The following is a 13,598-nucleotide window of genomic DNA, read 5'->3' as shown; positions in this document are numbered from 1 at the left end:
ATCTCATCGACCCTCAGGGCGAGATGACCGCCAAGAGATTCGCTTGCAGGTGGCCATGATAGCAGAATCAATGCTCATCTATATTATCGTCCTCCTGCTGACGGGAATGGTTGTGGGATTTGCCTGCGGCATGCTGGGGGTAGGAGGTGGATTCATCATGGTGCCGGTGCAGATCTGGGCTCTGACATCCATGGGAGTGGATCCAACTCTATCAACCAGGGTGGCTTTTGGCACCTCCCTTGCGGTCATACTGCCCACGTCGCTCTGCGGATGCCACGGTCATAACTGCCAAGGAGTAGTCCTCTGGCGTCCAGGAGTGACATTGGGCCTCTCTGGCCTGGTAGGTGCCTTTCTAGGCGGAACCATTGCCTCTCATGCTCCGGGGGAGCTTCTCAGGATGATCTTTGGGATTATTATCATTGGAGGAGCTCTGCGAATGATATATGCCCGGGACCTACGGCGAGGAAGGCCCGAGGTGGTGAGCAGCCTTTTGCCTTATATTCTATGGGGGGTAGTGGTTGGAGTTATCTCCGGGCTCGCAGGAATAGGGGGCGGCGTGATCCTTGTTCCTGCTATGGTAATTGCCATGGGCTTTACCATGTATCAGGCGGTTGGCACATCAACTGTAGCCATTGCCTTTAACGCTGTGGGAGGGACGATTGCCTATGCCATCAATGGATGGGGGGTAGCTGGGCTTCCTGCCTACTGTGTGGGCTATATCGATCTGTTTCAGTTCGTTCTCTTAGCAGGAGCAAGCATGCTGACTGCCCATTGGGGAGTGAATGTCACCCATAAAATGTCAGAGGAGAAGCTCAAGAGGATCTTCATCGCCCTGATGATCCTCATCGGCCTGAAGATGATGGGATTATTTGATTTGATGGGATTTTAGCGACGCCAATTACTATGGGAAGATCGACGAGGATTTTCATTTGTGCCGTACTAAAGCGGCATTCCCCACATTGGGTACCACTTGGCCATATCCTTCTCTATTGGCAGCTCCTTTTGCATCAGTGACCTCAACCGGAACTCCATTGCAGTGTCGCGCTGCTTGTTGGATTTCGGCACAAAGGGATAGTATGATCCCAGCTTGAAGCTATAGATCCAGTATACAGCAGCCACTCCCTTGAAGCGATAGACTGCCGCCAAGAGCTGAGTTCCGAATCCATGCTCCATCAATATCTGGCAGATCATTTGAATATTGGCCACCAGATCCTCAAAATCCTGATCGGTCAGGATCACCCAGATATAGCCGTACTCATCCTTCTGGAGGCTGTGCGATGTGCCCGACTCCTGGAAGCTCAGCTTGAGGAGGTCTTCAATCTCCTTGCTGGCAGATTCATAGTAAGAGGACTCCATGGGCTTGAAGCATAACCCAGCCTGTCCATCCGGCACAAGATCGAGGTTGGCATCCATTGTCACCGCAGCGGTGGAGATGGCAAATAGCCGGTCGATCTTAGCCTCGGGCAGGCGCGTCTTTCCCATAATGGAATCCAGAAATCCCATCTTCAGCTCTCCAGCCCCTGCTCAATCCTCTGCAGAGCCTCGATCCTGGCCTCCAGAGTGGGGTGAGTCGAGAAGAGGTTCATGATGGAAGAGCGGCTGAAGGCAGGCACTATGAACAGAGCGCTTACGGGCCCCTCCACCTTTCTCAGATCCTCGGTGGGCACCCGAAAGCCGCTTATCTTCATCAATGCACTCACCAGGTTGGAGGGCTGCCCGGTGATGATTGCAGCTCCACGGTCGGCAGCAAACTCCCGGTATCTGGAGAGGGCTTGTATCAGTATAAAGCTCAAGACCCAAACCGCCAGGGAGACCACGAATATCACTATGAAGCTGCCTCCTGAGTCGCGATCGCGTCCGCCCCCTCCGCCCATGAATGGCATGGATCTGACCAGGATCTGGGCCATGGAAGATAGGAACGTGGCTATGGTCATCACCATCATATCCCTGTTCTTAACATGAGTCAATTCATGGGCCAGCACCGCCTCCAGCTCGCTATGATCGAGCTTTTGCATAATGCCCGTGGTCACCGCCACCACCGCATTCTTCTGGTTCCTGCCGGTAGCGAAGGCATTTGGCATTGAGCTGTTTACCACTGCTATTTTGGGCATGGGCAAATCGGCGATGGCGCAGAGCCGGGAGACGATTTGATGAAGCTCTGGAGCTTCACTCTCCGAGACCATCTTGGCGCCCATGGTCGACAGGATCATCTTATCTGAATAGTAGTATTGAAGGAGCATGAACCCGCCAATGAATAAAATAATTATTATATTATCAACGCCCTGGGAGACCAGAACTGCCAGAAACGCCATGTATAGGACCGCCAGAAGGATCATGGTCAGAAGCATTCTGGCTTCAAGCCCTCGATCTGCCTTCCATCTCATCATATCTTGAATTCACCCTCGATATACCTTGATTGCATCAGCCAGCATTTGTCGCTTCTCAGATATGGATCTTCTCATGGATCATGCATGGATGAAGTTATATGGAAGTAATAAGAAAAAGGATTGAGGATAAAGAGGTGGATCATATGGCACAGGCGAAAATGGGCGACACCGTAAAGGTGCACTACACCGGCAAGCTGGGGACAGGGGTTATATTCGATACATCAGAAGGATGCGATCCGCTGGAGTTTGAGATTGGATCAGGCTCTTTCATACCTGGCTTTGAAGAGGCTGTAGTCGGCATGAGCCCGGGCGAGTCAAAGAAGGTCCAGATCCCTCCAGAAAAGGGCTATGGCAATTACAAGGAAGATCGGGCTATAACCATGGATAAAAAGGATTTCCCTTCAGACCTCGTTCCCGTCGAGGGAATGAGCCTTGAGATCTGCACCTCCGAGGGTACTTATGTCCCTGCGCAGATAACAGATGTTACAGAGACCACAGTCACCCTGGATGCAAATCATCCCCTCGTCGAGCAGACGCTTTATTTCGATATTATGCTATTAGAGATAACGAAGAGCATGGAAAAGTCTGCTCAGTAAGAGAAGATTTGGCCATTCAGCGAAGAGCCATAGATTTTGGGGAGAGGGGCAGGATGGGAGGGGCAGGATTATGCCCCCTTTTCCCGGAAAAAAAGCGTATCTATCCAGAATATGTGACTCTCATATTCCATTTATTTATAATGCCTTTATCCAGCCTTGACAGATCCATAGCCCTGAGTATCCAATTTCCTTCCGCTGGTTGGCCTACGAAAGCCTGCAATTCTGGATTTATCTGCGAGTCATAGGTCTTGTCCAGGTTATCCTGATCGAAGCCTCCTCTATCATGGATAATGGCAGTCTTTCCAGAAGGAGACAGTATCTCCACCCTCAAATCTCCAATGAAGGGATGAGTTATATCCACCATGGTCACAACTCTCTGGACGATTCCCTTCTTATCAAGATTCATCGCCACGCTAGCCCCTCTCGGATCATTATCTGGTATTAGCTCATTCGGCTCCATATCCTTGCTTACTTCCATTTCAGAGGCTTCTTTCTCGATCTCAATTGACCATCTATTGAGGACGCCCTTGTCAATGGCTGCTACATCTGCTACGGTCAGTGACCACTCGCCATTGATTGGCGAACCTACCAGATCCCCTAAAGAAGGCAGCGAATTGGAGTCATATGTCTTTATCAGATTGCCTTCACCTCCTCCCTCGCGATTATGAATCATCGCTCTCTTACCGGATGGCGAGATGAGCTCTACCTTCAAGTCGCTGATATAGGAATGAGATATATCGAGGTTTAAATAGATCCTGGACGCCCTTCCTTCTTCAGAGATATTCAATGAGCTGCTCACTCCGTGAACATCATTGTCAGGTATGGCAATAGATACATTTGCCTCCCCTTTGACCGTGTCGGAAGAGACCACCGGCCCCACAACCAAGGATATTACCTCTCCTGGTTCACTGATGTCTGAAATTATAAAACCTGAATCGGAGCGATCCCATATCTTTGAAGATGGATTGGTATCATACGATAAGGCAACGCCATTGACCTTCTTGTATAGATCCGTTCCATCACCATAGTTGAGTCCCCTTTCAAGATGCAGACTGCCATCTCTCTGAAGCAGAGCACATTGAAAATGCTTGGATGGCGAACCCTCCTGCCACTCATTGGACCCAAGAATATCGCAGTGATAGATCGCCAGTCCACTGGAGGGAAGAGCCCTGTCCAGACCCATTTGAGAGCGGTTTTCCACCAGGAAGTACTCATTTGCCCTGTCAGTCGCGTATTTCATCACAGTTCGATAATCGCCATGCTTGGCTTCATACTTCCCTGGCTTATTGAGATCCACCACATTGTCACACCATCCTGCCAGGTTTCTAAAATAGGCACAAACAGGAGATGGCGTCTTCCAATCGTCCAGATGATCTCCAACGCTCATCAGGCAATATAAACCAAGTCCTGCGCTCTCAACAAGATCTTCATCCCTTCTCCCGTAATCATAGAGATCCGGGAAGCGACATAGCAGGTGTCCTGTCTCATGGCAGATGGTGCCTATTGCCAGATCGTCTTTGCTCGTTCCCAGATTGGAGAGCATGTACAAGTAGGTCTTGATATCGCCGAATTTCAGATCGATGTACGAGTTATGAGGATGAAGCTCGCCATCGTAAACGGCGTTTCCCGCATAAAGGAAGCTCAAAGCATCGATTAAGCCGACTCCCTTGGAGTCGAATCGGGATAGGTCTATACCCATGCCCACGACTGCATCCATGGCCTCCTCAACAAAGAGGTTGAAGTGATAATACATTTTGTTTTTTTTCAGTGTAATCGGCCCTACCACTTCATTTGTATAGTCGAGCTTTCCATTGGACATCTTAAGGTAATAATCCCGGACAGAGCAGAAGTTTCCACCCTCATTGTATCCTGTCTTATTGAGCATTTCTGATATATTGGCTGCAGAGACATTGATCTTTTCATCGGGGAACTCTACCAGGATTGTGAGACCCTTTATCTTTCCTTCATGAAGGAGCCTGCCTCTCAGCAGTCCATGCTGCTCGCCTATAGTTCGTGGCCGCTCGTCCATGGTTCGGGTAATTGGTGGCAGCATTCTGGCGTATTTGAGTTCGAATTTTCTCTGACGAACGGATGGATCCTCTCTCTCGTGCTTTTTTAATCCTTCTGGGGCGGGATTTGAAATAGGCACTCCACTTGATACCAGTTCTCCATTGACGAGAACGCTGTAGGTGAAAAGGCCCAGCTTGCCATCATAGACCACCGTATAACCTTCAAGATTCTCGTATCTGACATAGAATTCATCTCCTGACATCCAAAGCTTTACAGCAGGCCCATTCTCTTGAGGAACCTCGACGACCCTTCCTTTAATTGCACTCATGTGCTCTCATCTCCATATTTGATCGATTAAAAAAAAGAAAATTTCGCTCATATTTTCAGCTTCAAGAGCTATCCGCTCAAGCTCGGTGGTTCTCTTTTCTCAAACCGTCTTTGCGCTTTCTCCCTCATAACCTCATCTGACTCTCTCAGATGAGGCTTGAGATTTCCAGGAGGCTCTTTTGTAATGGCAACTCCTGTGGAGATATATTTGCCATCGATAACCTCGGCATAGGTGAACAGACCCATCTGCTCATCGTAGATCGCTGCATAACCACCTTTGTTTTCATAGCGAGCATAATACTCATCCCCAAAGACGGCCAGTTCAACTTCTGGTCCCTTTTCCTGTGGTATTTTTTTTATATCTCCGATTAATGCAGACATCTAAATCGCCTCGCATCATTAGGCTCATTCAGATTGAGGAGATTATCCCATTCTCCTGCGAAAATATTGACGATATTTCTTGCTTTCGTCTCTCGTAGTAAGCCCTCTGGATTCTAGATTTTTAATAGCAGAATATTCTGCCAGTTAAAGATATAAGTACTATGCCATTCGCACCTATTAAACTTTCGTCCATTAAACAAACGATTAGCCCAAGTTAATGGAGAAGAGCAAACCTCTCCAATTTAGAGAACCGACTATTGCTGCCTGAAATCCTCCAGGGTCATCTCCCTTTTCTTCTGCATCAACTGCAGCCCGGCAGCCTCCTGATCCCGCGCTGGCATTCTCTGGCGAAATGCTTGCAGGTTCTTTCTTTCCGGGCAGTACTGGCTGTCATAATAGGTCTGCCAGATATCATCTATATCCTGAGCATTTGCCCTGGCACCCTCAGCATCCGCCCCTTTCTCTTCTTCCGATATCTTCAGGGCAGATTTCAATCTATCCAGAGTCTCATTCAATCCCGCCCCGTGAATTCGCATCATCCTGTCCTGCCGGAAGAATGCCGTCCAGCTCTCGGCGCCATTTCCCAGGACTATTATCGTGCCAGGATTCCGGCGGGCGAAGTGCTCGCTCGTGTGCTCCCCGATCTTGTGCCTGGGTTTCATATAGCCCCAGAGGACCCGGTCCCCCAATGGCCTGAGCCTGACAAATGCTTTCATCCTGTGCACCTCACTCATCACAGCATAGACCATCCTTCTCAGGCTCACAGCCTCAGGACTGGTCGAGACCTCCAGATCCAGAGCGGTTAAGCCCTCCGTCCTGGCAAGCAGCCTTTCGCTCGATTTAGCATGCATGACCAGGTAGCGGCAATAGTCATCCGGCACCCTCATCCTGACCACTTCTCCAGGGTGGTATCCCTCCAGCCGTTGATCTTCAAGAAGGGAGCTGCTCTCTTGATCACGACCCCCAGAGCCTCAAGCTCCCTTTTCGAGACGATATTCTTCCTCATTCTCAGGGCGATTATTCTCTTCGCGCTCCGTGGCCCGATGCCTGGCACCCGGATAAGCTCCCGGTAGGCGGCCGAGTTAGGATCCACCGGCGAATCCAAAAGCTCCCTGGCTATGGCCAGCTTGGGATCGGAGTTGGATAGAAAGCCGTTCTCATCAAATGCCATGTGAATGTCGGCCGGAGAGAAACGGTAGATCCGGTAGAGCCAGTCCATCTGATAGAGGCGGTGCTCCCGCCAGAGGGGCTGGCCTTCTCGAGACTCAAATGCTGTTCCATTTTGGGGAGAAAAAGCGCTATAGTAAGCTCGCTTTACTCCAATATCTTTATACTCATATAGAATTCTTTTAAAGATGTCCTGATCGCTCTCTCCCGCAGCCCCCACCACCAATTGAGTGGTCTGGCCTGCGGGCAGATTCTCATCCGTTCTCAGGTCGCGAATGTATCTCTGCCTTTGCAGAATATCATTCTCATAGCTCTTGGTGGCACAGATCTCATTCAGCTGCGAGGCACTGGCAGCTTCCAGGTTTATGCTCACCCGGTCTGCCAGCTCCATAGCCTGCTGAATATGGTTCTTGGATGAGCCGGGCAGAATCTTGAGATGGATGTATCCCGGAAAGTCGTATTGCTTGCGCAACTTCTGCAGAGTCTCCAGCATCCTCTCCATGATCAGATCCTCATCCCTGCCAGCGCCCGAGCTGAGAAAGAGTCCTTCGATATAGTTGGAGCGATATAAGGAGAGGGTGATCCTGGCCAGCTCATCTGGAGTATAGGAGAAGGTTTGCACCTTGCGGCTGCAATTGGTGGCATTGATGCAGTAGTTGCACTGATGGCTGCAGTGGTTGGTGTAGAGGGTCTTGAAGAGGCTCACACACCTGCCATCCTGGGTGAAGGCATGACAGATTCCGGGCAGGGGCGATTCGCGAGGAGAATAGGTGGATGCGCACACGTCATGCCGAGTTCCCTCTCCCAGGGTTGAGAGTTTCTTCGGGTTGATATTCACGCCTGGCCCGAGGGAGTCAAAAGCGCAATCTTCAGCCAGGTGAGCTATCTTCTCCAGGGTGACCATTCAAATATAATTGGGCCTCATCGATTATAACCGATGTGCTTGCGAGGCGAAAGTGAGTGAAAGAGGCTATAAGGAGAGATAGTCCTCTCTGGGCGGGCTGAAAGTATCCACAACCACTGTCGCCTCCAGAGCTCTGGCGCTGTGCAATACTCCTGGTGGAGCACAGTAGCTGTCCCCTGGCCCCAGCTCGAGGCTATTTCCGTCTATTGTAATCTGAATTCTGCCCGAGACCACATAGCCCGCCTGGTCGTGAGGATGAGAATGCTCAGGGATCTGGACCCCACTTTCCAGATCGAACCGGCAGATCATCAAAGCCTTTCCGCTGACAAGGGTGCGCCTTATGAGGCCTGGCAGCATCTGCACCCCAGGAGCCTCATTCAACCGATAGAACATTTTATTCACCTCAGAATAGACTAAAGCAAAAAGTCCCGGTCATCGAGCAGTTGCCGCCTGGCGCTGCTTTGGCCTGGCAATCTCCTGCTCAGAGACCTCACCCCGGATGAACTGCTCCACCATCTCTTTGGCCAGCTCATCAGGAAATTGCACTGGGGGGTGCTTCATGGTGTAGGCGGATATGCCCAGCAGCGGCCCTCCGATCTTTCTATCCTTTGCCAGCTTGCATATCCTTATGGCATCGATGGAGCTTCCTCCGCTATTGGGAGAGTCCTCGACTGAGAGACGCAGCTCTAGATTTATTGGCGTATCTCCGAATATCCTGCCCTCCATTCTCAGGAAGCAGACCTTGTTGTCCTTCTGCCATGGCACATAGTCCGAGGGTCCGATATGAATATCATCATCGCACAGTGGCGTGTCCAGGATGGACTGGACCGCTTCCGTCTTGGATATCTTCTTGGACTTGAGCCTCTCGCGATTGAGCATATTTAAAAAGTCGGTGTTGCCGCCGATGTTAAGCTGGTAAGTCCTGTCCATGATGCAGGCCCGGTCCTTGAAGAGCTGAGTGAGAGCACGGTGCACAATGGTTGCGCCGATCTGAGATTTTATGTCATCTCCCACTATTGGAATCCCTGCCACCTGAAACTTCTTTGCCCATTCGGGATTAGATGCGATGAATACGGGCATGCAGTTTACAAATCCCACCCCGGCATCTAAAGCCGCCTGAGCATAGAAGCGAGTGGCATTCTCCGACCCTACGGGCATGTAGTTTACCAGGACGTCGGCACCGCTGTCGACGAGCTCCCGGGTTACATCCACCGGCTTGGCATCAGCCACAACGAACCTCCTCTCTTCAGGATAGTTTTCCATGTGAGGTGCAACGCCGTCAAAAACAGGTCCCATCTTGACCTCAACATTTTTTTGGGGAATATCAGAGTAGAAGATATTGGTGCAGTTGGGCTTGGCAAATATAGCCTGGCTCACATCCTTCCCTACCTTTCGAGCATCTATGTCAAAGGCAGCGACAACATCAATGTCACCAGCTCTATAGCCGTTGATATCATAATGCATCAGCCCAATACAACTTTCTTTACCAACATGTTTATAATATTCAATTCCCTGAACTAGGGAGCTTGCGCAGTTTCCTATGCCCGCGATTGCCAACCTTATCTTCTTCAAACTCTTTTCCCCTCCTGGGTCATGTGAAGCCTGGAGACCTGAGTTAGGATTCGGAGCTTCGTATAAAGGCAAGACATATATAACGTTATAGGCTTCGGTGAATATGGCCTGTCCCGGAATCCTATTGATCGCTCAAGTCTTATCAATCCTATAGGGATGCCGTCATGGAACGCAGAGTTTCGCTTATCTGCTCCTCCAGCTTTTCCCTGCCCTGAATGCTATCCTCATACTCAATGCTTTGTGTTTTAGGAATATCAATCAGATATTTTGAGCCTTGCGGGTGGATGAGGATGGTATCCTTGCCCAGAGTATGAGCGATGCCTAAGGCGTACATGACCTGGGGATCTGCTCCCGTCAGGTCGGCAATAATCAACGCCGCTTGATTGATAGAGCGCCATAAATCCCGGACGGCAGACTTTCCGCTTCTGATGTCCTCAGCCTCATCGCCTGCCAGCCCGCTGGCACCGATCGCCCTGAGGATCGAATCTGCATTCATTCTTGCCGCTTCATCCCCAGCTAGCAACAATAGAAGGCTTCCTGGCTGCACCGGTTGGGTGGCCTGCCCAAATATGGGACGGGTGCGTATCAAGTTTAAAAGCTGGGCCAGCCTCAGAAACTCTGCATCAAGGTGCTTTGAGGCGATCTCCTGCAATGAGCTTTTCCTTTCTTCTGTGCTCTTCTCCAGCAGATCAGCTGGAAGCTGGATCACAAAAGCATCATCAAAACCAAACTCCCACTTAGCATTGCTGGCTACCTTCTGGAGGGTCAATGATTTATCTGGTCTATTGTAGTAGCCTGTAATCCTGTTCTCCATTCTGAACTGACCCAGGATGTAAAGCCACTGAGCTTCAAGGATGAAAACCATGCTGCATGGCAGCTGAATTCTTGCTATTCCCTTCTGGAGATGGCGTTCATCGACCAGGCGATCGACGATGGCCATAAACTCCTCTGCAATTCTGTCCACTCTCTCCCTGAGCTCTGGAGGCATATCACCGCTCATAATCCTGGTAGCTTCGAATGGCATAGAAGGTAATTCAATCACCGACTTAAAGTAGGTTTCCGATAAACAGGATGGTATCATTAGAATATCATAAAAAATGAGAATATCATGAAAAGGAGCTCAATGTGGTCTGGCGGCTCTTTAGCTCCCCCCGGAGAAGATCGCTCTGACGGATAAAACTCTTTACCGGAAGCTCAAGCCTTGTGGATATGTATCCAAGAGCAGCCCTCATGTCCTCGAACTCCAGGGGCTTCTGGTGCATTGCATTTCTCACATTCTCCCGAACATTGAAGACCCCCAGGGGCACATAACCGGCATAGGCTTCTCTGAGGATTATCGCCCCTGCCTGCCTTCTCTCCCTCTCCAGCCCCTCCAGGACCGCCATCTTGCAGGAATAATAGCATCCTCCCACCCGGGAGTATCCCTTCTTGCCGCCATTTGTCTCAAAATCGGAGAATATCAGCTCCTCGTTTCCCATGATGCGCAGGAATGCCTCCATCCACTCATACTGCCAGGCAGTGGGGAGGAGAAGAACGGCATAGTAGTTGTTGAGGCTGGCGAACTCCCTTATCTGGCAGCAGTCGATTATATCATAATCCCTCACCTTTTGAAGAAGACGATCGCCAAGGGCGCTATCACAGGCGGTGATAGACCAGCGGGTGGGAACCAGCCTCCTTTTCTTTTTCATGCCCATTGCACCCACTGAGAAGGCCTTCTGGATGCTGGAGAAGGGAAGGCCACGCTGGTGAAGATCTTCCACCGCATCCGCCGCCTTCAGATCCCCATCGAAGTAAACCTTCTCTAGATCTCGATCCCACCTAGAGTTGCCGATTTCAAACCTCTCCAGAGGAGCGCTGGGACCAAAGGGCGTATGCACGTCGTCAAAGGACATGCCTTTGGGGGCCTGAATGAACTGGGCCTCGCTCTCAATGGACGAACTGGATAAGGAGATGTCGCGAAGCTTTTCTATAAAGCGATTCTCAATATCAGTTACCTTGACAGATCTCTTGCCTCTTATCAGGTTCAGCCGGTACCTTATGATCTCCTCCTGGGTTTTATTCTCCGGTATCCATGATTCAGGGTGGTCCATGACCATGGTATCTCCATGCAGGGGAGAAATCATAGGTCCGGCGAGTACTTTAGGATAATTCCAGCTGCCGATGAAGACAGAAGGTGGGGTGCTGCCATCCAGCTCCTTTCCTACCTCCTGGGAAGGGATATACATGCTGGCAGTCAGCTTCTTTAGATAGGCTTCCTTGCCCTTGATCACAAAGATCCGGTTTACTGTGATGTGAATAAAAATGTGATGGATGCAGGGCGAATGTGTTTTTCATTGATTAAAAAATTTTATATTATCATCTCAAACATATTGAAGATATGCGGACAAATACGAGTTCTTGGAGAAATATATTTTATCTGGACAGTTATCTATTTACATTCATAGGGTCAATGAATTGCAGAGATGATCCTAGATGAAATGGACTCTATTGGCAATGGCAATGCTCATGCTCCTTTGCACCGCATCGCTGGGGCAATTGACACCTTACTCCACCACCACAACTGGGGGCGCACCTACTCCGTCCACGCCCACCAGTCCTGAATCCATGGGGCTGGAGATACCGAAAACGATCACGACCTCAGGACAGTCTCCCTCTGTGCAGGAGAGCGGCCAGACCATAATAAGGTCAACCGAAGAGGCAGCCTATTCCTCCGCTCCGGAGAGCTTGAAATCGACCTCTTCCAGTCCGATCTCCACCAAAGCGACCTATCCTCAGGCGACCTATCCACCTGGAGGAATGTCTCAGAATAGCCTTTATATCTCGTATGCGTCCCAGACCGTCGCGGGCTGCAATCTTTATGCCAACCTGCCCTTATGGATGCAGATTTCGGGAAAGGGAAACATCTGGTTTTATGAGTGGTATCCCTCTGGATCGCTGGTTACAAATTATGCAGGAAATGTCTACTATCCAGGCTGGTATAAGAGATGGTTCTACGCTGATGTTCCTGGATGGCACATCCTCCAGTATTACTGCAATGGCTGGAGCAACTACGCTTATATATATGTCAACGGTCCCAGCCACTGGGTTGATCCGAGTCCTGGCCCCAGCCCGATGCCCTATCCTTATCCATATCCCTACCCGTATTACTACTCATATGATGATGGGCCGATGATATACACATATAGCTATCCGTCTTCCTCCCAGGGCCAGCCATACAATCCCTACGAATAAACCAGTAGCAAGAGATTGTGAATCTGGTTGGGCCAAATTTTTTGGGGTATTAGGATGCTTATTCGATCTCGACCAATCCTGCTCGCATAATCTTAATCTGATGGTCTCATCCGGATCCTATTCGGATAATGCTATCATGCTCACGATTACTTATTCATGATTACTTATTTATCTGCAAAGACATATTAACTGATGGTTAGTGATTTTATGAGTCTCGAACATGTGACAGGCAAGGATAAGGGCAAGATCATGCTTTATGCACTGAGCACCTGCATCTGGTGCAAAAAGACCAAGGAATTCCTATCCTCAGTTGGAGTCGCCTTCGACTATATTTACGTGGATCTTTTAAAAGGGGAGGAGAGGGCAAAGGCTATCGCAAGTGTCAAGCGATTTAATCCCAGCACCTCTTTTCCTACCCTGGTGGTCAACGATAAGGCGATCATCGGCTTCAAGGAGAAAGAGATCAAGGAGGCTCTGGGCTTATGAAGAATGATATTCAAGAGCCGACTCAAGAGGAGATCGACCGGATGCATGCCCGTCTGGCAAAGGATGCAAAGCAGGGAGGATATTACCTCAATCCGGATATCGATTTCGTCAAAGGCCTTATCAATGGATTAATTGTTAACGAGCGCCGTTACGGCTACCAAGCCTGCCCCTGTCGTCTGGCAGCAGATGACAGGTCCGAGGATCTGGATATAATCTGCCCCTGCAACTACCGAGATGCAGATATCACAGAATCTGGGGCCTGCTACTGCGCCCTATACGTCTCAAAGGCTGTGATCGAGGGCAAGCAGGAGCTGAGCTCAATCCCGGAGAGAAGGCCTCCCTTGGAAGAAAGGCAAAAATTGCAGTCACAGGGAGAGACACCGGGATCCAGAGCAGCTATCCTGGGCCAGAAGCTCTCAGTTCCCGTCTGGAGGTGCGTTGTCTGCGGCTATCTATGCGGCAGAGATGGCCCTCCGGAGGTCTGTCCCATCTGCAAAGCAGGCAAAGAGAGGTTTGAGCGATTCATTTAGAGCGGAT

General features: G+C 50.0%; 15 protein-coding genes. 5 read left to right on the top strand and 10 right to left on the bottom strand.

Features of this window, described 5'->3' with window-relative positions; genetic code table 11:
• Positions 1–55 precede the first annotated feature (55 nt).
• Positions 56–889 (top strand): sulfite exporter TauE/SafE family protein, encoded by an 834-nt coding sequence (locus MCON_RS00160; RefSeq protein ID WP_232844306.1) that lies wholly within the window; start codon positions 56–58, stop codon positions 887–889.
• A gap of 50 nt (positions 890–939) precedes the next feature.
• Here MCON_RS00160 and pspAB read toward each other — a convergent pair whose 3' ends face one another.
• Positions 940–1,503: a PspA-associated protein PspAB gene (gene pspAB, locus MCON_RS00155; RefSeq protein ID WP_013718020.1), complete on the bottom strand. Its 564-nt coding sequence runs from the start codon at positions 1,501–1,503 to the stop codon at positions 940–942.
• A 2-nt stretch (positions 1,504–1,505) separates the two neighbouring features.
• Positions 1,506–2,387 carry a zinc metalloprotease HtpX gene (gene htpX / locus MCON_RS00150; protein WP_013718019.1) on the bottom strand — a complete coding sequence of 294 codons (882 nt, stop codon included), beginning with the start codon at positions 2,385–2,387 and terminating at the stop codon, positions 1,506–1,508.
• 143 nt (positions 2,388–2,530) lie between these two features.
• Between htpX and MCON_RS00145 the strand changes: the two genes are divergently transcribed.
• On the top strand, positions 2,531–2,983 hold the full coding sequence (locus MCON_RS00145; RefSeq protein WP_013718018.1) for an FKBP-type peptidyl-prolyl cis-trans isomerase: 453 nt from the start codon (positions 2,531–2,533) through the stop codon (positions 2,981–2,983).
• A 100-nt stretch (positions 2,984–3,083) separates the two neighbouring features.
• On the opposite strand, the gene MCON_RS00140 is transcribed toward MCON_RS00145, so the two are convergent.
• From MCON_RS00140 to MCON_RS00105, 8 genes are all read right to left on the bottom strand, one after another.
• Entirely contained in the window at positions 3,084–5,321 is a 2,238-nt protein-coding gene (locus MCON_RS00140; protein ID WP_013718017.1) for a M6 family metalloprotease domain-containing protein, read from the bottom strand.
• 68 nt (positions 5,322–5,389) lie between these two features.
• Positions 5,390–5,701, bottom strand: coding sequence for a hypothetical protein (locus MCON_RS00135; RefSeq protein ID WP_013718016.1), 312 nt, complete (start codon positions 5,699–5,701; stop codon positions 5,390–5,392).
• A gap of 254 nt (positions 5,702–5,955) precedes the next feature.
• Entirely contained in the window at positions 5,956–6,588 is a 633-nt protein-coding gene (locus MCON_RS00130) for a DUF4130 domain-containing protein (protein WP_013718015.1), read from the bottom strand.
• Positions 6,585–7,772, bottom strand: a complete 1,188-nt coding sequence (locus MCON_RS00125) for a radical SAM protein (RefSeq protein ID WP_013718014.1) — start codon at positions 7,770–7,772, stop codon at positions 6,585–6,587. The genes MCON_RS00130 and MCON_RS00125 overlap by 4 nt, the downstream gene beginning before the upstream one ends.
• Positions 7,773–7,838: 66 nt before the next feature.
• Positions 7,839–8,165: a cupin domain-containing protein gene (locus tag MCON_RS00120; protein WP_013718013.1), complete on the bottom strand. Its 327-nt coding sequence runs from the start codon at positions 8,163–8,165 to the stop codon at positions 7,839–7,841.
• Between the two features lie 39 nt (positions 8,166–8,204).
• The gene (locus MCON_RS00115) at positions 8,205–9,344 is read right to left on the bottom strand and encodes an inositol-3-phosphate synthase (RefSeq protein ID WP_013718012.1); all 1,140 of its coding nucleotides are present in this window, start codon (positions 9,342–9,344) and stop codon (positions 8,205–8,207) included.
• A 148-nt stretch (positions 9,345–9,492) separates the two neighbouring features.
• Positions 9,493–10,368, bottom strand: a complete 876-nt coding sequence (locus MCON_RS00110) for a hypothetical protein (RefSeq protein WP_157863586.1) — start codon at positions 10,366–10,368, stop codon at positions 9,493–9,495.
• A gap of 82 nt (positions 10,369–10,450) precedes the next feature.
• On the bottom strand, positions 10,451–11,614 hold the full coding sequence (locus tag MCON_RS00105; RefSeq protein WP_013718010.1) for an Nre family DNA repair protein: 1,164 nt from the start codon (positions 11,612–11,614) through the stop codon (positions 10,451–10,453).
• A gap of 202 nt (positions 11,615–11,816) precedes the next feature.
• On the opposite strand from MCON_RS00105, the gene MCON_RS00100 reads away from it, so the two are divergent.
• The 3 genes from MCON_RS00100 to MCON_RS00090 all read left to right on the top strand — a co-directional run bounded on the left by MCON_RS00100 (position 11,817) and on the right by MCON_RS00090 (position 13,591).
• On the top strand, positions 11,817–12,575 hold the full coding sequence (locus tag MCON_RS00100; RefSeq protein WP_013718009.1) for a hypothetical protein: 759 nt from the start codon (positions 11,817–11,819) through the stop codon (positions 12,573–12,575).
• Positions 12,576–12,782: 207 nt separating this feature from the next.
• A complete protein-coding gene (locus MCON_RS00095) occupies positions 12,783–13,061 on the top strand; it encodes a glutaredoxin family protein (RefSeq protein WP_048131545.1) in 279 nt (92 codons plus the stop codon).
• Positions 13,058–13,591 carry a ferredoxin-thioredoxin reductase catalytic domain-containing protein gene (locus tag MCON_RS00090; RefSeq protein WP_013718007.1) on the top strand — a complete coding sequence of 178 codons (534 nt, stop codon included), beginning with the start codon at positions 13,058–13,060 and terminating at the stop codon, positions 13,589–13,591. The genes MCON_RS00095 and MCON_RS00090 overlap by 4 nt, the downstream gene beginning before the upstream one ends.
• Positions 13,592–13,598 lie beyond the last annotated feature (7 nt).

It is taken from the genome of Methanothrix soehngenii GP6 (assembly GCF_000204415.1).
Taxonomy (GTDB): Archaea; Halobacteriota; Methanosarcinia; order Methanotrichales; family Methanotrichaceae; genus Methanothrix; species Methanothrix soehngenii.
This window is presented reverse-complemented; position numbering and strand designations above follow the sequence as displayed.

What these genes read in the sequence shown, in the direction of transcription:
- MCON_RS00160 (WP_232844306.1), top strand. Translation starts at nt 56, where the DNA reads ATGATAGCAGAATCAATGCTCATCTATATTATCGTCCTCCTGCTGACG.
- pspAB (WP_013718020.1), bottom strand. Translation starts at nt 1,503, where the DNA reads ATGGGATTTCTGGATTCCATTATGGGAAAGACGCGCCTGCCCGAGGCT.
- htpX (WP_013718019.1), bottom strand. Translation starts at nt 2,387, where the DNA reads ATGATGAGATGGAAGGCAGATCGAGGGCTTGAAGCCAGAATGCTTCTG.
- MCON_RS00145 (WP_013718018.1), top strand. Translation starts at nt 2,531, where the DNA reads ATGGCACAGGCGAAAATGGGCGACACCGTAAAGGTGCACTACACCGGC.
- MCON_RS00140 (WP_013718017.1), bottom strand. Translation starts at nt 5,321, where the DNA reads ATGAGTGCAATTAAAGGAAGGGTCGTCGAGGTTCCTCAAGAGAATGGG.
- MCON_RS00135 (WP_013718016.1), bottom strand. Translation starts at nt 5,701, where the DNA reads ATGTCTGCATTAATCGGAGATATAAAAAAAATACCACAGGAAAAGGGA.
- MCON_RS00130 (WP_013718015.1), bottom strand. Translation starts at nt 6,588, where the DNA reads ATGAGGGTGCCGGATGACTATTGCCGCTACCTGGTCATGCATGCTAAA.
- MCON_RS00125 (WP_013718014.1), bottom strand. Translation starts at nt 7,772, where the DNA reads ATGGTCACCCTGGAGAAGATAGCTCACCTGGCTGAAGATTGCGCTTTT.
- MCON_RS00120 (WP_013718013.1), bottom strand. Translation starts at nt 8,165, where the DNA reads ATGTTCTATCGGTTGAATGAGGCTCCTGGGGTGCAGATGCTGCCAGGC.
- MCON_RS00110 (WP_157863586.1), bottom strand. Translation starts at nt 10,368, where the DNA reads ATGCCATTCGAAGCTACCAGGATTATGAGCGGTGATATGCCTCCAGAG.
- MCON_RS00100 (WP_013718009.1), top strand. Translation starts at nt 11,817, where the DNA reads ATGAAATGGACTCTATTGGCAATGGCAATGCTCATGCTCCTTTGCACC.
- MCON_RS00095 (WP_048131545.1), top strand. Translation starts at nt 12,783, where the DNA reads ATGAGTCTCGAACATGTGACAGGCAAGGATAAGGGCAAGATCATGCTT.
- MCON_RS00090 (WP_013718007.1), top strand. Translation starts at nt 13,058, where the DNA reads ATGAAGAATGATATTCAAGAGCCGACTCAAGAGGAGATCGACCGGATG.